We start from the raw sequence: 20833 nt of genomic DNA on the forward strand, positions 1-20833 counted from the left end.
ACAGCCGTGTCGCGCGCGGTTCTCTGGGACCTGGGGCATACCCTGGTCGACTGGGACCCGCGCCGGGTCTACAGAACGCTTATGCCTGACGACGCCGCCGTGGAGCAATTCCTCGGCGGTGTTTGTACTATGGCGTGGCACACCGAGCATGATCGCGGCGTGTCCATGGCGGACAACCGCAAGCCCCTGATCGAGGCGCATCCCGACAAGGCCGATCTGATCACGGCCTGGGAGACGCGCTGGCCGGACATGTTTGACGGCTGGATCACGGGCATGGAGGCGGTGGTCGACCGCCTAAATGATCTTGGCGTCGCGCAATACGCCCTGACCAATCTGCCGGCCGAGAAATGGTCTCATATCGAAGAGACCTATCCCAAGATCGCCGCGTTTGACGCTGTGGTGGTCTCGGGCGCCGAGAAGATGGTCAAACCCGATCCCCGCCTCTACCAGCTGACCATCGCGCGCATCAGCCATGCGCCTGAAGACGTGCTGTTCATCGATGACCGCGAGGACAATATCCGCGCCGGGATCGAAGCGGGCTTCAAGGGCCATGTCTTCAACGGCGCAGAGGGCGCTGTCAGAGCCCTCAAGGATCACGGTTTCGCGATCTAAGGACTTGGCGCAGACTTTCTTTGCAGCCTGAGCTTGCTCGTACACTCAGCACGCTTATCCTCACTCCCATGTTCATCGCCCTGTTCCTGACCCTCGCCCTGAGCGCACCGCCGCTGGAGCTGGACCTCGCTTCCAGCGCCCTGGCTGAGCGATCGCATCAGAGCCTGGATGAACGCCTGTCTGAACGCCTTGAAGCGCTCGCCCAAGCCGAAAACGAAGAGACCGCAGCGGAGCTCGCCAGCGAAGTGCGCTCTTTGTGGCGGCAACAGGCCGGCCCGACCGCTGACCTTCTCCTGCAGCGCGGCGCTGAGGCGCGTGAGATCGGCGACCAGAGCACAGCCTGGCGCAGTTATGACCATTTGCGCACGCTGGAGCCTGACTATGCCGAAGGCTGGGTCGTCTCCGCCGAACTCGCGATCGAAGAGACAGACTGGGACTTCGCGCTTGAGGCGCTGAACCAGGCCGTGACGCTCGATGCGCGCCGGTATGACGCCTGGGCGCTCTTGGGCCGGGCGCTGGAGCAGGCGCAGGCGCGTGAAGCCGCGATGGAAGCCTATCGAGAAGCGCTGGCGCTGTATCCGCTGCATCCCGCCGCCGGCCCCGCCCTGGCCCGGCTGGAGCGTGAGCTCGCCGGTCGCGCGCTCTAGGTTCGCAGAGGATACCGACCGTATGGGGATGACTTCATGAACGGCGGTTTCATCGACCTGGGCGGCGTTAAACTGCACCATCACATCACAGGCCCTGAGAACGCCCCTGCTGTGCTGGTGCTGCACGGCGCGTCGACCTCTTATCTTGAGCCGTTCATGGCGCTCTCGATGGCTTTGGAAGCCTATCGCGTGATCTGGCTGGACCGGCCGGGCCTAGGGTGGAGCGAGCGCCCCGCCGGCCCCTGGTCGCCAGGCCGTGAAGCGGAACTGATCGAGCATTTCCTGACCGCGATCGGCGTGCCGCGCGTGACCGTGCTGGGCCATTCCTGGGGCGCCGCCATCGCCTTGCGCCTGTTGATGGACTTTCCACAACGCACAGGCGGCGGCGTTCTGGTCAGCCCGGCGGCGCGCGCCTGGGTGGGCGAAGCGGCGGGCTATAACAAGATGACCGGCTGGCCGGTGATCGGCCCGCTGATCAGCCATGTGGTCGCGCCCCTCCTCGGTCCCGGGCAATTAGCCAAAGGGGTGGCGAGCGCCTTTCACCCCGAGCCGGTCCCGACCGGCTATATCGAGACCGCCCGGCTCGACCGCTTGTTCTCGCCGTCTGTCTGGAAGGCGAACGCCGCGGACATGGCGCGCGTCAACACGCATCTGGCCGAGCAAGAGACCCGATATGGCGAGATCACCCAGCCGGTGATCCTCCTCGCCGGTCCCAAGGATACGGTTGTGCGCACCAGCCGTCACGCCGAGCCGGTCGCCAAGACCTTGCCGCGCGGCGAGTTACGGCTGCTGCCGAAAGCGGGTCACAATCTTCATCACGCGTACTCTCACGAGGTGACGCAAGCGATCGCCGACGTGGTCGCGCGCAAACGCTAAAAGGCGGCGCAGCGAAGCGAGGACCAACAGGCAATGCCGAACCGCAGGTTCGCAAGGCCAAAGGCCGCCCTCAGCGCAACGAGGATCGACTGAGCGGACGCGAAGGCGACCACAAAAAACCCTAATCCCCCACCCGGCGATACACGCCATCAATGCGCAATTGCCCGTCCTGAGCCACATACAGCGCCTGCATCAGGGTCGTCAGCTGATCGAGATCGTGGATCGGGCAATAGCCTTCCGCATCCAGAACCACATTGGCGCTTTCTAAAACAGCCTCGGACACATCGCTGCACGAGGGCTGGTGATAAGTGACCAGTGCGCCGTCTTCATAGACGAAGGCGAGGCCATAGCCCACGCCATCCTCACGCGGGGACTGGACAATATAGACATTGTCAAACAGCACATGGAACCGCGCGTTCTGATGGGGAAAATTCTCGGCGTCCGAGACATACCGGCGCTGCGACAAACCGATCGACCCTGACCAGGTCGGCCGATCCCATTCAAGGCCATCGGGATGGGTGGGTGTGTGCGTATAAACACCTTCGGCCACAGGCCGGTCCGCCCCCCAATACCCCACGAGCTCTGTCTCGCTGGCGAAACACGCTGACAGGGCCAAAGCAAAAGCGAGCCCGGCGCTGATGCGCAGGCTCGCTTTCACAAAACGTCGCGCGTGTGCGCGCATCAGGGCGTCGCGCCCAGAATGGGCTCGCACGCCTTGGCCAGCCAGGCCGCCGCCTCGCCGTCCAGAAGCGGCAGGACCTTCTTGCGTACATCCGCGTGATAGGCGTCCAGCCAGACAAGCTCGTCCTTGCTCAGCAGCGAGGTGTCCAGCAGGCTTTGGTGCATGGGCGCCATGGTCAGGGTTTCAAACCCGAGCATGGAGCGATTGCCGCCCGGAACCGGCTCGGCCGCGGTGACGACCTGCAGATTCTCGATCCGGATGCCGTAATCGCCGACCTGGTAATAGCCTGGCTCATTGGACACGATCATGCCGGTTTCCAGCGCAATGGCGTTCGGCGCCTTGGAGATGCGCTGCGGGCCTTCATGGACCCCCAGATAGCTTCCCACGCCGTGACCGGTGCCATGATCATAATCGAGACCCGCCATCCACAACGGCTGACGCGCCAGCGCGTCCAGTGCATGGCCCGACGTGCCTTCGGGGAAACGGATTCGCGACAGGGCGATATGCCCTTTCAGGACCAGCGTGAAATGACGGCGCATCTGCGCGGTCGGCTCGCCAATCGGCACCGTACGCGTGATGTCGGTGGTGCCGTCAGGATACTGACCGCCGGAATCCACGAGGAAGAGCGAGCCCTTCTCCAGCGTCCGGTTGGAATCGGTGTTCACCCGGTAGTGCGGGAAAGCCCCGTTCGGACCGGCGGCGGAAATCGTCTCGAACGAGATGTCTTTCAGCTGCGGCGACATGTGCCGGAACTCTTCGAGCTTCATCGCGGCCCGGATCTCGTCCATCTCGCCCGATTGGGCTTCGGTGTCGAGCCAGTGCAGGAAGCGCGCGATGGCCGCGCCGTCGCGGATATGCGCCTGACGGCTGCCTTCCACCTCGACCGGGTTCTTGCACGCTTTCGGCAGGGCCACCGGATCGGGCTTGCGCTGAACCTTGGCGTTGGCGCCTTCAAGTTGCTGCACGACCCAGACCGACGCGGTGGCCGGGTCCACACGCACCGTCTTGCCAGAGAGCGCTTTCAGCCCGTCCGCAAATTCGGTCTCGGGCCGGATCGCCACTTCATTGCCCAGATGGCTGCGGGTGGCGTCAGTGAGCTTGGCCTCATTGATGAACAAGGTCGCCTGACCGGACGGCTCGATGATCGCCGAGGACAGCGGCAGCGGCGTACACGCCACATCGCCGCCGCGCACATTGAACAGCCAGGCGATGGAGGCGGGATCGGTGATCACGGCGGCGTCCGCGCCGTCATCCTTCACATCCTCGCCAATCCGCTTGCGCTTGTCGCCATGGGCTTCGCCTGCGACGTCCAGCGGCTGGGGATGCACGCTCGCGAGCGGAGCGGCGGGACGGTCTTCCCAAGCGGCGTCGATCGGGTTGGTTTCAACCGCGACCAGCTTGGCGCCGGTCTTGTCGGCGGCTTCCTGCAGCTTGGTCAGCGCGTCCGGCGAATGCAGGCGCGGATCATAACCGATGGTCTGGCCGGGTTTGGCCGTCTTGCGGATCCAGCCCGCCATGCCGGTCTTGACCAGGTCTTCATAGTCAAAAAGGCTATGATCGACCTGGGATTTGACCTGCTCGGTATAGCGGCCGTCCACAAAGACCGCCGCCACATCGCCGAGCACCGCCGCAGCGCCGGCGGAGCCGGTGAACCCGGTCGCCCAGGCGAGGCGTTCTGCATTGGCGGGCAAGTACTCGTTGTTGTACTCGTCCTCATGGGGGATCAGGAACCCGTCCAGGCCGGCTTGTGCCAGGCTGGCGCGGAGCTTGGGAAGGTTTTCGCGCCCGTATTGAGGCCCGCCCTTCACGTGAAATTGCTGGATCTGATGGGTCATGGGGCAAAGCTAGGCCCGCGCCCGCGCCTTATCAATCTCATCCGTGCGACAGTGCGCAGCGAATTCGTCCGCCTTGCATTTCTGCAGAGCGGGCCTGCACAAATGGTTATGGCGCAAATAACCCTACAAGTTCATATCCCCGTTACGAAATCTCAGCTCGCAACGGAGCCCCGCATGTTTCATCATGACGCCTATCTTCGCCTGAGCGCTTGCGACGGCCTGCGCTCTGTTCGCCGCGCCGAAACCGCAGGCGTGCGCGCCCGTCCGCGCAACACCGACGCCAATTCTCTGTTTGAGAAAATCGGCCTCGGCGGCCGCGCCCGCAAACTCTGAGCCGGTCCCCTCACCGGCTTTATTAAAAGCGCGCCAGGCCTCACAGCTGGCGCGCTTTTTTCTTGTCAGGCTTGCGCGGACTAACCGGCGTAAACCAGCGTCACCCAGCCATCGAGGATCGCCTTGTCGATCCGCTTGAGGCCCAGCGCGTCATAGGCGGCCTCGACTTTGTCAGACTGCTCCTCGAGCAGACCGGACAGGATCACGCGCCCGCCCTTTTCAAGACGACTGACAATGCCGGGCGCCAGGGTGATCAGCGGACCGGCCAGAATGTTCGCGAAGATCAGGTCAAACGAGCGCGCCTCCAGAACAGGATGATGGAAGCCGTCCGCCACCACCGCTTCGATGCGGGGTTTGACGCCGTTCTTGGCGGTGTTCTCCACCGTTTCGATCACCGATTCCTCGTCGATATCGGTGGCGAGGATTTCACACTCGGGCCAGATTTTCGCGGCGGCGATGGCGAGCAGTCCGGTGCCGGTCCCAAGGTCCAGCACGGTTTCGGGGCGAAAGCCCGAGCGGTCGATCTTGTCGAGCGCTTCCAGGCAGCCCTTGGTGGTGCCGTGATGACCGGTGCCGAAAGCAGGCCCGGCTTCAATCCACAGACCGATCTGTCCCTCGGCGAGATCACCTGAGGTGTGCTCGCCATAGACCAGGAAGCGGCCAGCCTCGACGCTGGGCAGACCTTCGAGCGACATGGCGATCCAGTCTTCATCGGGCAGCGGCGCGAACAGGATCTCCACATCATCATGCTCGAGACCGATGTCTCCGACGAACGCGTCCGCATCGGGCTGATGGTCAAACAGAATGTCGATCCGGCCTGCTTCAGGCGAGCCGTCCTCAAACACCGACCAGCTGACCGGCAAGGGCTCCAGCTCATCATCCAGACGCGCATTCGCCGCGCGAATGATCGCCATGGGCCCGCGGCCTTCAATGCGCCAGAGCGTGGTCATGTCAGTCTCCTGTTGTCATGCTGGCAAGGGCTCTAATCGCTTCCGGGCCGGAAGGAAAGCATGCAACGCGTCTGCATGATCTGCGCTTTGGGCGTCACGAGCGGCTTGCCCCGCCCCGCCCCCCTCGCCTATCGAAGAGGGCAAGATCGTAAATCCCCCGCCAGGAGACCCTCATGGCCGACTTTGCCGCTTCCACGCCTGAAAAAGACGAATCCGACGCCATCGGCGCCGCCGCGCGTGACCAGTTGCGCGCCCTGGTGGCCCGCATCGAGCGCCTTGAAGAAGACAAGGCCGGCGTCGCCGCCGACATCAAGGAGGTCTACGCCGAGGCCAAATCCATGGGCTATGACACCAAGGTTCTGCGCAAGGTGATCTCCCTGCGCAAACAGGACGCTCATGAGCGTCAGGAAATGGAAGCGCTCCTGGAGCTGTATCTGGGCGCGGTCGGCGAGCACTAAGTCTGATCATGGCGCGTGAGGTTGAGGATAAATCGACCCGCAAGGCCCTGGCCCGCATTCGTCGGGCCAAGGCCGCTGTTGAGCGCGCCATCGCCAAGGCTGAAGCGGACAATCCTGACGCCGCCGACGCCGCCCGGGTCGAGCTGACCGACTGGGAGGACGAGTTCATGGCCTCTGTCGAGGAGCGCCTGAACACGTTCGGCTCCGCCTACGCCGATCCATCCCTGGGATCTGAGGGTGAAGCATTGTCCCGGCTGCAGCTCGCCAAGCTCAAGGAAATCGAGAAGAAGGCCCAGGGCAAAGCGCCCAAGGGCTTCGCGCGCGGCGGCGGATCGAGCTTCAAGAACAAGGGCGCGGGCTTCAAGCGCAAAGGGCCCGAACGCCGCTCAAGGGATCGCGACATCCATGACGATGTCATCGCTCCGGTCGAGGAGACCGCGCCTGATCCGGTGTCCGAGCTGCGCAAGTCCGGTCTGATCCGCAAGGGCTTCACCCCTGAAGTGATCGAGACGCCGGATGCGCCTGAGGACGCGCCTGAACCGGATGAGGCCCCGTCGTCTGACACGGCGCAATCAGACCCGCCCGCTCCGCCGCGTCGCGGTTTCCGGGTGATCGAGGGCGGCAAGGACTGACGCCCCATCTCAACCGGAACGGAAAGAGGCGGGCTATCGCCCGACTCTTCTGAAGCCCTTAGCCCGCGCGATGGATGGCGCAGAGCTTGTTGCCGTCCGGATCGAGCACATAGGCGAGATTGATCTCACCCATCTGGCTCTGGCGCGGGCCGGGCGGGTCCTCGATGGACTTGCCGCCATGGGCGACCGCCACATCGTGCCATTGCTTCACCTGATCAAGGGAGTCGCACCCGAAACCGATCGTGGAGCCATTGCCGCCTGTCGCCGCTTCGCCATTGATCGGCTCGCTGACACAGAAAATATGGCCGTTGTGCATGTAGAAGAGCCGGACATGACCTGTGGCGGCTTCATTGCGGACAGGTTCGCCGGCGCCCAGAACGCCCAGAACGGCGTCGTAAAAGCGCTTGGATCGCTCGATATCATTCGAGCCGACCATGACGTGACTAAGCATGCAGTCCTCCTTTGATGATGAGGCACGCTGCCGAATACGGCAGCCCGCATTCTCTACCCGCACAAAGTCGTGTCCATGCGCTATTGCAGATGGTTAAGCACGGCGTCGGTCAGGAACTGATCGGCCCGCTCATGCATGCCGCGCGTGGCGTATTCGGTCTTGGTGAGGACGACGGTCAGCCCCTCATCCTCGATCACCCAGACGCGATTGCCGCCATTGCCGGTCATCATGGCGAAGCTGACCTCGCCTGCCGGGCTCTCGGCCTGACCCAGCCACCACAGATAGCCATAGTCATAATCCTGCCCCTCCATGGCGGCGTGCGGCGTCACAGAGGCGCGGGTCCAGCTCTCGCTCAACACCTGCTGACCGTCGTGCAGGCCATGATTGCGTTGCAGCTCGCCCAGCGTCGCCCAATCGCGTGTGGCGAGGCGCAAGCCGCCGCCCAGATGCAGGCGCCCCGAGCCGGTGCGCGGCCAGTCATGGGTCTCGATCCCGACAGGCGTGAACAGCTCGCGCTCTGCAAAGGCGTCCAGATCCTCGCCCAGCACCCGCCCCAACGCTTCGCCGACGATCTGAACGCCGGCGGTGCAGTAAGAAAAGCTTCGGCCATAGGCGGCGTCGCGCGGCGGCGTGGTCCAGGACGGATAACCCCGCACGGGCAGGTCCCAGAAGAACCGGCCCCAGTCCTCCATCGTGTACATCCGCTCTTCATTGCCGCGCGAAAACTGGTTCCAGTCATCACAATCGAGCGGACCGCTCATCGTCAGAAGATCTTCAAGCGTGATCGCCTGCTTGCGCGGATCGGGATAGGCGAAGGGCTGAATGTCCTCAAACAGGGGCGCGAGCGGTTGATCGAGCGTCATGACGCCCTGATCCACCAAAAGCCCCGCCAGCATGCCGGTCACGGTCTTCGCCGCCGAGCGGGTGTCATGCAGCGTTTCCGCATCCGCTCCGTTGAAATAGCCCTCATAGACCACCTCGCCTTCGCGCAGGATCAGGGCGCTGGTGACGGGGCCATAGAGCCCCTCCTGGATGGCGGCTGTGAGGGTTTCAGCAGTCTCGTCTGAAAAGACCCAATCAGCCCGGGCCGGAGCAGTGAGAGCACAGGCGAGCGCCCCCAGAAGAAGAACGGATTTGAGCCGCATTGCGATAACCTCCATGATCGCAGGAACACGGCCATAGCGATGGGCTTGCTGTCTGTGTGAAGTCACCTGAATCTGTCTGAAGAAACCTGAACTCAACGGACCCCGCCGTGCCCCAGACTGCGTTCCACCTGAAACACTGGACCTATCAGCCGTCCAGCGGACGTCTGACGTCTCTGGACGCTGAGGCCGAGCTGACCGGCCTGACGGCGCGGACGCTGGACGTGCTGATCGCGCATGCGCCAGGGCCTGTCAGTCTTGAAACCTTCGCGGAGCAAGCCTGGCGGCAGGCCCATCTCAGCGAGGACACGCTGGCCCAGCGCATCGCCCAGCTTCGAAAAGCGCTCGGCGACAATCCGCGCGCGCCTGAATTCATCCGCACCCTGCGCGGAGAAGGCTATGCCCTGATCGCGCCTGTTGAAGCCGTGCAAATGGAGACGGGCGCGGCTGACGGCGCCCGCTGGCCGCTTGAGCTGATGGCGCTCGGCGGGGTGCTGGTCGCCGCCATCCTGGGGTTGAGCGTCAACTGGATGATCGATGTCCGAACGGATGCCTCACCCCGACCCCTTGCAGAGACAGGCGGCCCCGTCCGCCCCGTTGACGCGCTTCTCAGCCGGGCGGGCGCGATGATCGCGCTGCAGGACGAAGACGACACCCGCCGCGCCATTGCGCTTCTGGAAGACGCCCGCACGCTGGCGCCCGAAGACCCCCGGGTCGAGGTTCTGCTCGCCGTCGCCCTGAGCACAGACGCCACCAAATATGGCGGCGACCGCATCGCCGAGGCTGAAGCGCTGGCGCGGTCCGCGCTGGATCGTGAACCCGAGAACGCCCAGGCCTGGAGCGCGCTCGGCTATTCGCTGGACGCCCAGTCCCGCACTGACGAAGCCCTGGCCGCCTATGGCCAGTCTCTGAGCTATGATCCCGATAACGGCGCCGCCCTGTCCTCCATGGCCTATCTGCTCAGTGTTCAGGGACGGCTCTATGAAGCCCTCAGGGCGGATGTGCGCGCGCTGGAGCTGGGTCGCGGTCGGGTCTACACCGAATTGCAAGTGGCGAACGTGTTGAGATTGCTTGGGGACGAGGAACGCGCGCGGCGGTTCGAGGCGCGCGCGCAGCTGCTCAATCCCGATCAACCCGTCGTGCTGTCAGGCCTGGCGAAAGCCGCTTTGGCGCGTGGCGAAAACGACGTGGCCTATGATTTTCTGACCCGTCTGCCCCCCGACCAGAGGACCGGGTCCATCCAGCATCTCCTGGGTCGGCTCGTCTTGCTTGACGGAGACGAGGCCCAGGCGATCACCCTGTTTGAGGCGGCGGGCGACGACGCCCGGTTTGAACGGGCCGCGCTAGGCCTCGCTCCCCTTCAAACTGCAGACAGGGGGCAATGGCCCGAAGAGCATGTGCGCTGGGCTGAACTGGCCTGTGCGCAGGGCGAACTTGATCGCGCGCTAGAGGATTTGCAGACCGCCGTCAGCCTGGGCTGGCGCGATGCAGGCGCGCTGCGCCATTCGCCGTTCCTGTCTGCGCTTATCGAGAGCGGCGCAGCGGAGCCGGTCTTCACCCGCATCCAACAACAAATCGCGGCCCAGGCTGAACGCCTGAACCGCGATGAAGTTTTGGCTCAAAACCTGGACGCCGTGCTGGGCGTCCAGCCATGATCAATCAGCCCGCTTCGCGGAAATTATCCACGTCGAGATCGTATTCACGCACCTTGCGATAGAGTGTGGAGCGGCCCACGCCGAGACGCCGTGCGACCTCGGCCATACGGCCTGAATAGGTCTCGATGGCGAAGGCGATCAGATCGCGTTCAATGCTCTCGAGCGACCGCAAATGTCCGCCTTCATCCATGATGTCGACCGGCAATTGCTCATCTTCAGCCCCATGAGCGGCAGAGCCTTCAAACTGCTCGGCCGGCAAGCTCGGCGCAGCCGCCGGCACGGCCTGCACGCTGGCGACCGGAGCTGACGGCGCGGCGGGCGCATCGCGCAGGGTTGGCGCGAGACCGGAGATCTGCGGGAAGTCCTCTTCGGTCAGATAATCGGTGTCTGACAGAACCACCGCACGGAACACCGCATTCTCCAGCTGGCGCACATTGCCTTTCCAGTGATGGCTGGAGAGCATGTGCATGGTCTCAGCCGTCGCATCGAGCACCGACTTGCCTTCCTGGGCGTTGAAGCGCGCAATGAAATGGCGCACCAGAGCCGGAATGTCTTCGGTCCGCTCTTTCAGGGACGGCACCTCGATCGGGAACACGTTCAACCGGTAAAACAGGTCTTCGCGGAAAGCGCCGGTCTTCACCTGTTCGGCCAGATCGCGGTTCGTCGCCGACACGATGCGCACATCCACCTTCACAGGACGTTTGGAGCCCACCGGGTCCACTTCGCCTTCCTGAAGGGCGCGCAGCAGTTTCACCTGCATGTCGAGCGGCAGTTCGCCGATTTCATCAAGGAACAGCGTACCGCCATCGGCCTCCTGGAATTTACCCAGATGCTTGGCCACAGCGCCCGTGAACGAGCCCTTTTCGTGTCCAAACAGGGTGGATTCCACAAGGTTTTCAGGGATGGCGCCGCAGTTGACCGCCACGAAGGGACGGCCGGCCCGGTCAGAGCCCGCCGCAATGGCGCGCGCCACCAGCTCTTTGCCCACGCCGCTTTCCCCGGTGACCAGGATCGGAATATTGGACTTGGCCGCACGTTCGCCGAGCCGCACCACCTGGCGCATGGACGGGGCCCCGGCGATCATGTCGGCAAAGCCCAGCGCGCCGGAGGTTTTCTTCTTCAGGCGGCTGACTTCGCCCGACAAATCCTTGACCTTGAGGGCGTTTCGGATCGACACCGCGATACGTTCCGGGCTGGCGGGCTTCACAAAGAAATCCACGGCCCCGGCCCGCATGGCTTTCACCACGGTTTCAATGCCGCCATGAGCGGTCAGAACGATGACCGGAAGGTCGGGATTTCGGGCCTTGATCGCTTCCAGCGTCTCAATGCCGTCCATGCCCGGCATGACCATGTCGAGCATGACCACATCCACCCCGCCGCGCTTGACGCGCTCGAGGCCGGCCTCCCCATCTTCGGCGGTCTCCGCCAGATGCCCCTGTTTTTCCAGAACCGCCTGCATCAGGCGGCGCTGAGTCGGATCGTCATCGACAATCAGTACGGTCTTGGCCATCACACCCACGCCTTTTCGGTCGCTTATTTATCGGGGCGGTTCTTGTGCGGGCCGACCGGGGTTTTCCCCGTGCCGGCCCAAACCGCCCTCCCACCTGTTGTGTGACCCTTTATGGGACACCCGGCGTAAAGATGAGGTGTAGAGGCGACTCAGAAATTATTAGGGTAAATAGAGGGTTAGTCTGTTCTTAAGGCTCCGCTCAGACTCTGCCGTTTGACGGGTCGGCCCTGCGCGGTCTACCCCTGAAGCTCCTAAGTATAAGAGACCCAAGGTCCGATCATGACCAAAGCCGACCGCCTGCCCCCGCCCCTCGCCCCGTTCGACGGACAGCCTGTGACAGCGCCTGACTGGTTCAACCACGCGCTTGAAACCGAGGTTGAGACCGGCGCGGCGGACCGCGATGGCGTCTCCCTCGCCTGGAAAGCCTGGGGCGAACGCGGCAAGCCGGGCGTGCTGCTGGTGCATGGCGGCACAGCCCATAAAGGCTGGTGGGACGCCATCGGTCCTTTTCTCGCCAAGGAAGGCGGCGGACGCCGCGTCGTCGCCGCCGACCTATCGGGCATGGGCGAAAGCGGTTGGCGCGACGTCTACACCATGGACGAGCACGCCCGGGACATGCTGGTCGCGGCTGAGGCAGGCGGCGCCTGTGACGCCGGCAAGCCCATCATGATCGGGCATTCGTTTGGCGGTTTCGTCACGCTTCAGGCCGCCACCATGCTCGGCGATCAGCTGGAAGCGGCGATCATTCTCGACAGCCCGATCCGCAAACCTGAAAAGCAACGCGAAGGCAGCCCGCCCCGGCGCGGGGGCCGCGTCTATTCTGATCTAACCGCAGCCCTGGCGCGCTTCCGGCTGCTGCCTGAGCAAGAGTGCGACAATCTGTGGATCATCGACCATATCGCCCGCGGCAGCCTGAAAGCTGTCGATGAAGGCTATACATGGCTGTTCGATCCCGATCTGTGGGCGAAGCTTACCTATCAGCGTCGCGATCCCGAAGCCGCCGCAGCCAATCTCAAATGCCCGCTGGCGTTTATCCGCGGCGAAAACTCCGTGCTGATGGGGGCGGAGACCTGGGCGTACATGAAGGCGACCTTCACCCGCTCGCCCTTCGTCAGCATACCGAACACCCAGCACCATCTGATTCTTGACGCCCCGCTGGCGGTGACCGCGGCGCTGGACGCCTTGATCGAGGGTTGGGCGCGCAAGCCAGTCTAGACCGCTTGGATGTCTTGGCGAGAGCCGAGGAGCGTGATACATGCGCGTTCACAGGACTTCTTTTTCAGATGAGGACGATCATGGCTGAAGAATACACCCGTGGAGAGATGGACATCTCCGAGCATAAAGCCTCCTTTGACGGCTTTATCGGCGTGTCGGTGTATTCCACCCTGGTCATCGTCACCACGCTGCTGTGCGTGATCCTCGTCTTCGGCGCACATTTTCATTGGCTGACCGCCATGTTCGTCGCCGCCATCGTCGGCGGTCTGGGCGGCGTGTTCACGAAGCAAGGCGCCGGCTATTGGGCGACCCTGGTGGTTCTGGCCATCATCGGCTTCATCACCGGCGGCCTCGTCACCCTTCTGGGCTAGACCTCAACCCCGATCTCACGGCCGGTTCACCGCCTGTTGACGGGGTTTTGTCCGTACAAGCCAAATTAACCCCTTTCCGGGCTTAGACGTTTGTCGCAGACTGCGCACAACGTTAACGACCGGACGACGGGGTCTTTGCATGCACATCGCCGTACTCGCCGAAACCCGGGATGGAGAATCCCGGGTCGCCGCCACGCCCGATAGCGTCAAGGCGCTGATCAAGGCCGGAGCCGAGGTGACGGTTCAGAAGGGGGCCGGCGAGCGCGCCGCCTATACCGACGCAGCCTATGAGGCCGCCGGGGCCAAGCTCGCCACACGCGCCGCAGCGGTCAAAGGCGCGGACGCCTTGTTCTGCGTCCGCCGTCCCGATGACGAGACGCTCAAGCGCCTCAAGGACGGTGCGCTGGTGATCGGGCTTCTGGAGCCTCATGGCGCGACCGATTTCGCCCAGACCTGCGCCGACGCTCACGTCAACGCCCTGGCCATGGAATACACGCCGCGAATCACCCGCGCGCAATCCATGGATGCGCTGTCGAGCCAATCGAACCTGTCGGGCTATCGCGCCGTCATCGAGGCGGCTGAGCTCTATGGCCGCGCCTTCCCCATGATGATGACCGCTGCGGGCACCATCGCCCCGGCCAAGGCGTTCGTCATGGGCGCCGGCGTGGCGGGGCTTCAGGCGATCGCCACCGCGCGCCGTCTGGGCGCTGTGGTGTCGGCCAATGATGTGCGTCCCGCCGCCAAGGAGCAGGTGGGCTCGCTGGGCGCGAAATTCATCGCGGTCGAGGATGACGAGTTCAAGGAAGCGGAAACCGCCGGCGGTTACGCCAAGGAGATGAGCGACGCCTACAAGGCCAAGCAGGCCGAGCTGGTCGCCAGCCATATCGCCAAGCAGGACATCGTCATCACCACCGCCCTGATCCCGGGCCGCCCCGCGCCGCGCCTGATCACAAAGGCCATGGTCGAGAGCATGCGTCCCGGCTCGGTGATCATCGACATCGCGGCTGGCAATGGCGGCAATTGCGAGCTGAGCGAGCCCGACAAGGTTGTCGAGCATAACGGCGTGAAAATCGCCGGCTTCACCAACCTGCCTGCGCGTCTTGCTGCGGATTCCAGCCAGCTTCTGGCCAAGAACCTCGTCAATCTCTTCCCGCTTCTGGTGGGCGAGGATGGCGGCTTCGCCCCCCATTGGGAGGATGAAGTCATTGTCGGCATGGCGCTGACCAAGGACGGCGCGGTGATCCATCCCAGCCTGACAGGCGGCGCGTGATGGATACGCTCGCCCCCCGCCCCGCCTCTCTTTTCCTGACCGCCCTCGCATACGGAGCCTGATATGGAAGCCGTTGATCCGATTATCTTTCGCCTGGCGATTTTCGTCCTCGCCGTTTTCGTGGGCTATTACGTCGTCTGGTCGGTCACTCCGGCCCTGCACACGCCGCTGATGAGCGTGACCAACGCCATCTCCTCGGTGATCATTGTCGGCGCCCTGATCGCAGCAGGCGCCACGGCGATGGACCAGGCCGGGCAGTTCTCCAAAGGCGTCGGCGTGCTCGCGGTGATCCTCGCCAGCATCAACATCTTTGGCGGCTTTCTGGTCACCCAGCGCATGCTCGCCATGTACAAGAAAAAAGAAAAGCCGGCGGCCAAGCCGAAGGCGGAGGGCTAAGACATGTCAGCCAATCTCGCCGCACTTCTCTACATGGCTTCGGGCATCTTGTTCATCATGGCCCTGCGCGGCCTGTCGAGCCCGGAAACCGCCCGCCAGGGCAATTATCTGGGCATGGCCGGCATGGCGATCGCCATCGGCACCAGCCTGTTCTACGTCCAGCTGGATGGCCTGGGTCTCATTCTGATCCTGGGCGCGGTCGCCATTGGCGGCGGCATCGGCGCGGTGATCGCCCGCCGCATTCCGATGACGGACATGCCCCAGCTGGTCGCGGGCTTCCACTCGCTTGTGGGCCTGTGCGCCGTGCTCGTGGCGGCCGCCGCGCTCTATGAGCCGGAAGCCTTCCACATCGCCACCGCCACCGGAAAGCTCAAGGGCCTGTCGCTGGTCGAGCTGTCGCTGGGCGTCGGCATCGGCGCGATCACGTTTTCGGGCTCGGTCATCGCCTTCATGAAGCTTCAGGGCCTGATGAGCGGCGCGCCCATCGTCTTCAAGGGCCAGCATTGGCTGAACCTGGCGCTGGGCATCGCCATCGCCGTGTTCATCACCTTCCTGACCGCGTCAGGCGGGGACGCCAAGATCGCGTTCTGGATCATCACCGTTCTGGCGCTGGTGCTGGGCGTGCTTTTGATCATCCCGATCGGCGGCGCGGACATGCCGGTGGTGGTCTCCATGCTCAACTCCTATTCAGGTTGGGCGGCGGCGGCTCTGGGCTTCACGCTGGAGAACACCGCCCTTCTGATCACCGGCGCGCTGGTGGGCAGCTCGGGCGCAATCCTGTCCTACATCATGTGCAAGGGCATGAACCGCTCCTTCATCTCGGTGATCCTGGGCGGGTTCGGCGCCGACACCACGGCCGCCGCTGCAGCATCGGATGTGGATCGTTCGGTCAAGCAAGGCTCGGCCGATGACGCGGCCTTCATCATGAAGAACGCCGGCAAGGTCATCATTGTGCCCGGTTACGGCATGGCGGTGGCCCAGGCCCAACACGCGCTCAAGGAAATGGCCGACACCCTCAAGGAAGAGGGCGTGGACGTGTCTTACGCCATCCATCCGGTGGCGGGCCGCATGCCGGGGCATATGAACGTGCTGCTGGCCGAAGCCCAGGTGCCCTATGACGAGGTGTTCGAGCTTGAAGACATCAACTCCGAGTTCGCCACAGCCGACGTGGCGTTCGTGATCGGGGCCAATGACGTCACCAACCCCGCCGCCGAGGATGATCCCTCAAGCCCGATCTACGGCATGCCGGTGCTGCAGGTGTGGAAGGCGAAAACCGTCTTCTTCGTCAAGCGCTCGCTGGCCTCGGGCTATGCCGGCATCGAGAACCCGCTGTTTTATCGCGACAACACCATGATGCTGCTCGGCGACGCCAAGAAGATGAGCGAAAGCATCGTCAAGGCGCTCGACTAAACGGTCTCGACGGATACGGCAAAACGCCCCGCCCGGATGTCCGCGGCGGGGCGTTTTGCATCAAGGTTTCACAGTGACCGGCGCCTGAGCCGGCTTGCCGGAGCTTCCGCCCAACGCCACGCAGCTCAGCACGATCAGCGCGCCCAGGATCTGAAGCGGGCTCAGCGCCTGATCCAGCACGAGCCAACCCAGCACCACCGCCGTCAACGGGCTGAGAAAACCTAGGGGCGTGATCGCCGTCGGCCCCAGCCGGGCAATGCCCCGGAACCAGACGAAATAGGTGAAGGCCGCACCAACCAGGCCCAGCCAGACAAAGCCCGCCGTATTCGCCAGCGTCAGCGGCGGCAGAGCCGGCTCCAAAATCAGAGCAACGGGCAGCAGCAGCACACCGCCCGCAGTCAGTTGCCAACCGGCAAAGGTCAGGGCCGAGACCGGCGGCTGCCAGCGGCGCGTCAGCACTGACCCCATCGCCATGGCGACCGCCCCCACAAGTGCGGCGAGCACGCCTGTCCAGTCCAGCTGGGCCTCAGGCCCCAGCACAAGCAGCGCCACGCCGCCGATCCCGGCGACCGCCGCCGTCAGATTGCGCGCGGTCAGCGACGTTCCAAGAAGCAGGCTCGACAGATACAGAACGATCAGGGGCTGGATCGCCCCCAGCGTCGCCGCCACCCCGCCCGGCAGGCGATAGGCGGCGATAAAAAGCGCGCCCCAGAACACGGAAAAATTCAGACCGCCCAGCACGAAGAGCCGGCCCAGCCAGCGGACGGGCGGCAGGCTGCGCGTCAGCAGCATCAGCAGCAAGCCGGCCGGCAAGGCCCGCAACGCGGCCACCGTGAGCGGGTATCCGTCGGGGAGCAGGTTCGTCGTGACCAGATAGCTGGTGCCCCAGATCATCGGCGCGGTGGCCGTCAAAGCGAGATCGACAGTGCGGGACATGGCCGCCTCCTATTTATCTTGACGTCGAGATAATACCGCACTGTCTTGACGTCAAGATAAATCGCGCTAGCTTTTGTCTTCATGGATCAGGTCGACCGCATTCTCGCCCAATGGCATGCCGAACGCCCCGACCTCGATGTGGGGCCGATGGGGCTGTTCGGGCGCCTCAAACGGCTGGCCGACCATCTGCAGGCCGAGATCGGCGCGGTCTATGCCGAAAACGGGCTGACTTTCGCAGCCTTTGACGTTCTGGCGACCCTGCGCCGATCCGGCGCGCCCTATGCGCTCAGCCCGTCCGATCTTGTGAAATGGACCATGGTGACCTCGGGCACCATGACCAACCGGATTGACCGTCTGGAAGAGCAAGGCCTGATCGAGCGACGCCCCAATCCCGAGGATGGCCGTAGCAGCGTCGTCGCGCTCACCGTTCAGGGGTTCGCTCTGATTGACCGGGTGATCGACCAGCATGTGGCCAACCAGCATCGGCTGATCGCTCAACTCCCCGACGCCCTGCGCCCCGGCTTTGAAGAGGGCCTGCGCGCCTGGCTCGCGAGCTTCGAGGCGCCCGACGCGCCGGAGTGAGGCTTTAGCGCCGCACCCGGCTTTCTTTCCCGACCTGTCGTCCGGCTTGGCGCTGGACTCTGCCCGCCTGCTCCGCCTTCCTGTCACAAACGCCACAGGGGACAGGCGTGATGGGGATGGAAACAGGGATGGATCGCGTCTTGCGCTGGAGCGAGACCGCCTGGCATGTCTGGCAAGACGCGCCGGGGCCGATGCGCTACGCCCTCCTCGCCCTGATCGGGGTGTATGGCCTGTGGTTGATCCTGTTCTTCACCCAGCGCCGCATCCTCTATTTCACCGACCCCACACGCATTCATCCCTCTGATTGCGAACTCGATCGCACCGAAGAAGCCGAGCTGCGCACGCCGGACGGCCAGACCCTGATCATCTGGCGGGCCGAAGCGGACAGGGACGACCTGCCCCATATCCTCTATCTGCATGGCAATCGCCGGGCGCTGTGGCGACGGGCGCGGTTCTTTCGTCTGTTCATCGCGTCTGGCTGGGGGCTGAGCGCCCTCGCCCATCGCGGCTTTAACGGCTCGACCGGCCGCCCCAGCGAGCCCGCGAACGTGGCGGACGCCATCCATGCTTTTGACGCCCTGGTCACAGACGGGGTCCAGCCGGGCCGGATCGTGGTCTATGGCGAGAGCCTGGGCTCGGGCACCGCCGTGCAGCTGGCCGCCGCGCGGCCCGTGGGCGGGCTGATCCTTCATGCGCCCTATGACAGCTTTCGCGAATTTGTCCGCTCGCGCACGGCCTGGCTGTTGCCGCGGGCGATCTTTCGCGAGCGCTACGACTCCATCCGCCAGATTGGCCGGGTGACCTCGCCCCTGCTCTGGATTCATGGCGATCAGGACCGGGTGATCCCCCAGGGACGCGGGCGTCGGCTGTATGACGCGGCCCTGTCGACGAAATATGCAGCCCTTGTGAAAGGGGCGAACCATTTCGGCATCTACACCCAGGCCGTTTTCAACCAGCATATCCGCTTCTTCGCTGAAAGCTGCGCCTGTCTGGGCGGGCAAGTGTCCGCTAAGCATGAGATGAGCGTCATTGACCCGATCCTGCCGCGTGAGGACGCAAGGCCCGAGCTGACGAAAGGCCGCGTTTCCACCGTCCCGAAAGCGCGCTAGCCTTCTTCGCATGTCCTTTTATGAAAACCACATCCTGCCCCATCTGATCGGCTGCGCCTGCGGCGCGCCGCAGATCATGAAACAGCGCTCGCTTCTGGTCCCCAAAGCCGAAGGGCGCGTGCTGGAGGTGGGCTTCGGCGCCGGTCCCAATCTGGAGTTCTACGATCCAGGCAAGGTCAGCCGCGTCTTCGCGCTGGAACCTTCGGAAGGTATGCGCCGCAAGGCCGCTGCGGCGATTGACGCCTGCCCGGTCGAGGTGGAGCTGATTGACCTGCCGGGTGAAGAAATCCCGCTGGATGATGACAGCGTGGATACCGTGGTGCTCACCTATACCGCTTGCACCATCCCCGATGTGGACGCGGCTCTGGCGCAAATGCGCCGGGTGCTGAAACCGGGCGGGCGCCTGCTGTTCTCCGAGCACGGCCTCGCGCCAGATCCGGGCGTGCAGCGCTGGCAAAAGATCATCGAACCGGTGTGGAAACCCATTGGCGGCGGATGCCATCTGACCCGGCGTCCGGATGCGCTGATCGAAGCGGCTGGGTTTTCGATCACGGACATGACGGCGGACTATCTCCCCAAAAGCCCGAAATTCGCCAGCTTCAACTATGCCGGGGCGGCCAGGTTGCGCTAATCGGGCGTGTCCATGCGCCGATGGTTCGTCTTTACAGGGCGATGATCCATCAATAACAAAGTGCTAGGTCAGCGTTCTGAAACCGCTCTGGCCCCAAGTGGAGCAGCCTGCTTACACTTAGGCTCCCTGGCCGCATCCTGATGGGCCGTCTGCAGAAGTGACGTCATAGAGCAATGCTTTACAGCCACCCCTCCCGCATGGCGGCCTACAACACTTGGGCGAACGCCCGCTTGTATGACGCAGCCACGGCGCTGAATGATTTTGAGCGCAAACGGGATGTGAAAGCCTATTTCACCAGCCTGCACGGCACGCTCAATCACATGCTGACGGCGGACCGGATCTGGCTCAAGCGCCTGACCGGCGAAGGCGATGCGCCCGACCGTCTGGACGCCACGCTGTTTGACCAGTTCTCAGATCTGCGCGAAGCGCGCGAGGTCGAGGACAAGCGGCTGATGGATTATGCGGCCGAAGTGCGCGCCGATCAGCTTGATGACACGCTGGAATACGTCAACACGCGCGGCGAGGCCAAAGCCCTGCCGCTGGGCGTGGTGTTGACCCATGTGTTCAACCACCAGACCCATCATCGCGGACAGGCGACCCACATCCTGCGCCAGCTGGGCGTGGCCGAGCCGCCCTCGCTCGACCTGTTGTATTTCGCCCTGCCGACCGCCTAGGTCAGCGCCGCCTGCAGGCTTTCAAGCCAGCCTTTGATGCGCTTGCGGTTCACGCCCATATCGGAATAGCCGATCACAGCGCGCGAATAGATCGCCAGCGCGGCGCCGCCTTGCGCCTCAAAGGCCTGGACCGTGATGTAATCGGGAAAGCGAAAGAGTTTCGAGCGCTGCACCAGCTCGACCTGGCCAGCCTCTTCGCGCACCAGGGTCACGCGCGGCGCAGCCAGGGCGACGGCCTTGAAGGCCTCCAGAAGCGCCTCTGGCGTTTGCTCAAAGACCGGGCAGTCCTGATCAGGCGAGGCGGCCGCGTCAAACCCCGGCGGCAGCACCAGCCAGCGCCGCGGTCGCGCATCGGGGACCAGGGTCGCAAAATCCAGCGGGAAAGCTCGGTCGGCCATGGCTCACTCCATCCTGCGCGACACCATCGCGTACGATTCACTTCGCATATTCATAGCT

General features: G+C 64.0%; 24 protein-coding genes. 16 read left to right on the forward strand and 8 right to left on the reverse strand.

What is annotated here, in order from left to right:
- Positions 1-6: 6 nt before the first annotated feature.
- The 3 genes from ACTIGF_RS04575 (at position 7) to ACTIGF_RS04585 (ending at position 2135) form a co-directional block, all read left to right on the forward strand.
- On the forward strand, positions 7-612 hold the full coding sequence (locus tag ACTIGF_RS04575) for an HAD family hydrolase (protein ID WP_439635742.1): 606 nt from the start codon (positions 7-9) through the stop codon (positions 610-612).
- Between the two features lie 68 nt (positions 613-680).
- Entirely contained in the window at positions 681-1259 is a 579-nt protein-coding gene (locus ACTIGF_RS04580; RefSeq protein ID WP_439635743.1) for a hypothetical protein, read from the forward strand.
- A 36-nt stretch (positions 1260-1295) separates the two neighbouring features.
- Positions 1296-2135: an alpha/beta fold hydrolase gene (locus ACTIGF_RS04585; RefSeq protein WP_439635744.1), complete on the forward strand. Its 840-nt coding sequence runs from the start codon at positions 1296-1298 to the stop codon at positions 2133-2135.
- A 121-nt stretch (positions 2136-2256) separates the two neighbouring features.
- Here ACTIGF_RS04585 and ACTIGF_RS04590 read toward each other — a convergent pair whose 3' ends face one another.
- A complete protein-coding gene (locus ACTIGF_RS04590) occupies positions 2257-2817 on the reverse strand; it encodes a hypothetical protein (RefSeq protein WP_439635745.1) in 561 nt (186 codons plus the stop codon).
- Complete coding sequence (locus ACTIGF_RS04595; protein ID WP_439635746.1) at positions 2817-4652, reverse strand: aminopeptidase P family protein; 1836 nt, start codon at positions 4650-4652, stop codon at positions 2817-2819. Before ACTIGF_RS04595 ends, ACTIGF_RS04590 begins: the two co-directional genes overlap by 1 nt.
- Positions 4653-4826: 174 nt before the next feature.
- On the opposite strand from ACTIGF_RS04595, the gene ACTIGF_RS04600 reads away from it, so the two are divergent.
- Complete coding sequence (locus tag ACTIGF_RS04600; RefSeq protein ID WP_375548139.1) at positions 4827-4985, forward strand: hypothetical protein; 159 nt, start codon at positions 4827-4829, stop codon at positions 4983-4985.
- An 80-nt stretch (positions 4986-5065) separates the two neighbouring features.
- On the opposite strand, the gene ACTIGF_RS04605 is transcribed toward ACTIGF_RS04600, so the two are convergent.
- The gene (locus tag ACTIGF_RS04605; RefSeq protein ID WP_439635747.1) at positions 5066-5935 is read right to left on the reverse strand and encodes a 50S ribosomal protein L11 methyltransferase; all 870 of its coding nucleotides are present in this window, start codon (positions 5933-5935) and stop codon (positions 5066-5068) included.
- Positions 5936-6108: 173 nt separating this feature from the next.
- Here ACTIGF_RS04605 and ACTIGF_RS04610 point away from each other — a divergent pair, with 173 nt between their 5' ends.
- The gene (locus ACTIGF_RS04610) at positions 6109-6393 is read left to right on the forward strand and encodes a DUF2312 domain-containing protein (protein WP_009801976.1); all 285 of its coding nucleotides are present in this window, start codon (positions 6109-6111) and stop codon (positions 6391-6393) included.
- Positions 6394-6401: 8 nt separating this feature from the next.
- On the forward strand, positions 6402-7025 hold the full coding sequence (locus ACTIGF_RS04615; protein ID WP_439635748.1) for a hypothetical protein: 624 nt from the start codon (positions 6402-6404) through the stop codon (positions 7023-7025).
- Positions 7026-7083: 58 nt separating this feature from the next.
- Here the strand turns inward: ACTIGF_RS04615 and ACTIGF_RS04620 are convergent, their stop codons facing one another.
- Positions 7084-7476 (reverse strand): VOC family protein, encoded by a 393-nt coding sequence (locus ACTIGF_RS04620; protein WP_439635749.1) that lies wholly within the window; start codon positions 7474-7476, stop codon positions 7084-7086.
- Between the two features lie 80 nt (positions 7477-7556).
- Positions 7557-8621, reverse strand: a complete 1065-nt coding sequence (locus ACTIGF_RS04625; RefSeq protein ID WP_439635750.1) for a serine hydrolase domain-containing protein — start codon at positions 8619-8621, stop codon at positions 7557-7559.
- Between the two features lie 107 nt (positions 8622-8728).
- Between ACTIGF_RS04625 and ACTIGF_RS04630 the strand changes: the two genes are divergently transcribed.
- Positions 8729-10273 (forward strand): winged helix-turn-helix domain-containing protein, encoded by a 1545-nt coding sequence (locus tag ACTIGF_RS04630; protein WP_439635751.1) that lies wholly within the window; start codon positions 8729-8731, stop codon positions 10271-10273.
- Positions 10274-10277: 4 nt separating this feature from the next.
- Here the strand turns inward: ACTIGF_RS04630 and ACTIGF_RS04635 are convergent, their stop codons facing one another.
- Positions 10278-11783 (reverse strand): sigma-54-dependent transcriptional regulator, encoded by a 1506-nt coding sequence (locus ACTIGF_RS04635; protein WP_439635752.1) that lies wholly within the window; start codon positions 11781-11783, stop codon positions 10278-10280.
- 279 nt (positions 11784-12062) lie between these two features.
- Between ACTIGF_RS04635 and ACTIGF_RS04640 the strand changes: the two genes are divergently transcribed.
- The 5 genes from ACTIGF_RS04640 to ACTIGF_RS04660 all read left to right on the forward strand — a co-directional run bounded on the left by ACTIGF_RS04640 (position 12063) and on the right by ACTIGF_RS04660 (position 16445).
- The gene (locus ACTIGF_RS04640; RefSeq protein ID WP_439635753.1) at positions 12063-12998 is read left to right on the forward strand and encodes an alpha/beta fold hydrolase; all 936 of its coding nucleotides are present in this window, start codon (positions 12063-12065) and stop codon (positions 12996-12998) included.
- Between the two features lie 80 nt (positions 12999-13078).
- Positions 13079-13369 carry an aa3-type cytochrome c oxidase subunit IV gene (locus ACTIGF_RS04645; RefSeq protein ID WP_439635754.1) on the forward strand — a complete coding sequence of 97 codons (291 nt, stop codon included), beginning with the start codon at positions 13079-13081 and terminating at the stop codon, positions 13367-13369.
- Between the two features lie 139 nt (positions 13370-13508).
- Positions 13509-14639 (forward strand): Re/Si-specific NAD(P)(+) transhydrogenase subunit alpha, encoded by a 1131-nt coding sequence (locus ACTIGF_RS04650; RefSeq protein ID WP_439635755.1) that lies wholly within the window; start codon positions 13509-13511, stop codon positions 14637-14639.
- A 63-nt stretch (positions 14640-14702) separates the two neighbouring features.
- On the forward strand, positions 14703-15035 hold the full coding sequence (locus tag ACTIGF_RS04655) for a proton-translocating transhydrogenase family protein (protein ID WP_439635756.1): 333 nt from the start codon (positions 14703-14705) through the stop codon (positions 15033-15035).
- A gap of 3 nt (positions 15036-15038) precedes the next feature.
- Positions 15039-16445: an NAD(P)(+) transhydrogenase (Re/Si-specific) subunit beta gene (locus tag ACTIGF_RS04660; protein WP_439635757.1), complete on the forward strand. Its 1407-nt coding sequence runs from the start codon at positions 15039-15041 to the stop codon at positions 16443-16445.
- Between the two features lie 60 nt (positions 16446-16505).
- Here the strand turns inward: ACTIGF_RS04660 and ACTIGF_RS04665 are convergent, their stop codons facing one another.
- A complete protein-coding gene (locus ACTIGF_RS04665) occupies positions 16506-17381 on the reverse strand; it encodes an EamA family transporter (protein WP_439635758.1) in 876 nt (291 codons plus the stop codon).
- Positions 17382-17462: 81 nt separating this feature from the next.
- Here ACTIGF_RS04665 and ACTIGF_RS04670 point away from each other — a divergent pair, with 81 nt between their 5' ends.
- The 4 genes from ACTIGF_RS04670 (at position 17463) to ACTIGF_RS04685 (ending at position 20377) form a co-directional block, all read left to right on the forward strand.
- On the forward strand, positions 17463-17963 hold the full coding sequence (locus ACTIGF_RS04670) for a MarR family winged helix-turn-helix transcriptional regulator (RefSeq protein WP_439635759.1): 501 nt from the start codon (positions 17463-17465) through the stop codon (positions 17961-17963).
- Positions 17964-18073: 110 nt separating this feature from the next.
- Positions 18074-19072 carry an alpha/beta hydrolase gene (locus tag ACTIGF_RS04675; RefSeq protein ID WP_439635760.1) on the forward strand — a complete coding sequence of 333 codons (999 nt, stop codon included), beginning with the start codon at positions 18074-18076 and terminating at the stop codon, positions 19070-19072.
- A 10-nt stretch (positions 19073-19082) separates the two neighbouring features.
- On the forward strand, positions 19083-19703 hold the full coding sequence (locus tag ACTIGF_RS04680) for a class I SAM-dependent methyltransferase (RefSeq protein WP_439635761.1): 621 nt from the start codon (positions 19083-19085) through the stop codon (positions 19701-19703).
- A gap of 173 nt (positions 19704-19876) precedes the next feature.
- A complete protein-coding gene (locus ACTIGF_RS04685) occupies positions 19877-20377 on the forward strand; it encodes a DinB family protein (RefSeq protein WP_439635762.1) in 501 nt (166 codons plus the stop codon).
- Here the strand turns inward: ACTIGF_RS04685 and ACTIGF_RS04690 are convergent.
- Positions 20374-20775 (reverse strand): DUF1499 domain-containing protein, encoded by a 402-nt coding sequence (locus tag ACTIGF_RS04690; RefSeq protein WP_439635763.1) that lies wholly within the window; start codon positions 20773-20775, stop codon positions 20374-20376. The genes ACTIGF_RS04685 and ACTIGF_RS04690 overlap by 4 nt on opposite strands.
- Positions 20776-20833 lie beyond the last annotated feature (58 nt).

This window comes from Oceanicaulis sp. (genome assembly GCF_051859625.1).
Lineage (GTDB): Bacteria > Pseudomonadota > Alphaproteobacteria > Caulobacterales > Maricaulaceae > Oceanicaulis.

Excerpts from the sequence above, each read along its gene's own strand:
- ACTIGF_RS04615 (WP_439635748.1), top strand. The coding sequence starts at position 6,402 with ATGGCGCGTGAGGTTGAGGATAAATCGACCCGCAAGGCCCTGGCCCGC.
- ACTIGF_RS04675 (WP_439635760.1), top strand. The coding sequence starts at position 18,074 with ATGGGGATGGAAACAGGGATGGATCGCGTCTTGCGCTGGAGCGAGACC.
- ACTIGF_RS04585 (WP_439635744.1), top strand. The coding sequence starts at position 1,296 with ATGAACGGCGGTTTCATCGACCTGGGCGGCGTTAAACTGCACCATCAC.
- ACTIGF_RS04685 (WP_439635762.1), top strand. The coding sequence starts at position 19,877 with ATGCTTTACAGCCACCCCTCCCGCATGGCGGCCTACAACACTTGGGCG.
- ACTIGF_RS04660 (WP_439635757.1), top strand. The coding sequence starts at position 15,039 with ATGTCAGCCAATCTCGCCGCACTTCTCTACATGGCTTCGGGCATCTTG.
- ACTIGF_RS04605 (WP_439635747.1), bottom strand. The coding sequence starts at position 5,935 with ATGACCACGCTCTGGCGCATTGAAGGCCGCGGGCCCATGGCGATCATT.
- ACTIGF_RS04680 (WP_439635761.1), top strand. The coding sequence starts at position 19,083 with ATGTCCTTTTATGAAAACCACATCCTGCCCCATCTGATCGGCTGCGCC.
- ACTIGF_RS04580 (WP_439635743.1), top strand. The coding sequence starts at position 681 with ATGTTCATCGCCCTGTTCCTGACCCTCGCCCTGAGCGCACCGCCGCTG.
- ACTIGF_RS04635 (WP_439635752.1), bottom strand. The coding sequence starts at position 11,783 with ATGGCCAAGACCGTACTGATTGTCGATGACGATCCGACTCAGCGCCGC.
- ACTIGF_RS04670 (WP_439635759.1), top strand. The coding sequence starts at position 17,463 with ATGGATCAGGTCGACCGCATTCTCGCCCAATGGCATGCCGAACGCCCC.
- ACTIGF_RS04655 (WP_439635756.1), top strand. The coding sequence starts at position 14,703 with ATGGAAGCCGTTGATCCGATTATCTTTCGCCTGGCGATTTTCGTCCTC.
- ACTIGF_RS04645 (WP_439635754.1), top strand. The coding sequence starts at position 13,079 with ATGGCTGAAGAATACACCCGTGGAGAGATGGACATCTCCGAGCATAAA.
- ACTIGF_RS04665 (WP_439635758.1), bottom strand. The coding sequence starts at position 17,381 with ATGTCCCGCACTGTCGATCTCGCTTTGACGGCCACCGCGCCGATGATC.
- ACTIGF_RS04595 (WP_439635746.1), bottom strand. The coding sequence starts at position 4,652 with ATGACCCATCAGATCCAGCAATTTCACGTGAAGGGCGGGCCTCAATAC.
- ACTIGF_RS04650 (WP_439635755.1), top strand. The coding sequence starts at position 13,509 with ATGCACATCGCCGTACTCGCCGAAACCCGGGATGGAGAATCCCGGGTC.
- ACTIGF_RS04590 (WP_439635745.1), bottom strand. The coding sequence starts at position 2,817 with ATGCGCGCACACGCGCGACGTTTTGTGAAAGCGAGCCTGCGCATCAGC.
- ACTIGF_RS04610 (WP_009801976.1), top strand. The coding sequence starts at position 6,109 with ATGGCCGACTTTGCCGCTTCCACGCCTGAAAAAGACGAATCCGACGCC.
- ACTIGF_RS04620 (WP_439635749.1), bottom strand. The coding sequence starts at position 7,476 with ATGCTTAGTCACGTCATGGTCGGCTCGAATGATATCGAGCGATCCAAG.
- ACTIGF_RS04625 (WP_439635750.1), bottom strand. The coding sequence starts at position 8,621 with ATGCGGCTCAAATCCGTTCTTCTTCTGGGGGCGCTCGCCTGTGCTCTC.
- ACTIGF_RS04640 (WP_439635753.1), top strand. The coding sequence starts at position 12,063 with ATGACCAAAGCCGACCGCCTGCCCCCGCCCCTCGCCCCGTTCGACGGA.
- ACTIGF_RS04600 (WP_375548139.1), top strand. The coding sequence starts at position 4,827 with ATGTTTCATCATGACGCCTATCTTCGCCTGAGCGCTTGCGACGGCCTG.
- ACTIGF_RS04690 (WP_439635763.1), bottom strand. The coding sequence starts at position 20,775 with ATGGCCGACCGAGCTTTCCCGCTGGATTTTGCGACCCTGGTCCCCGAT.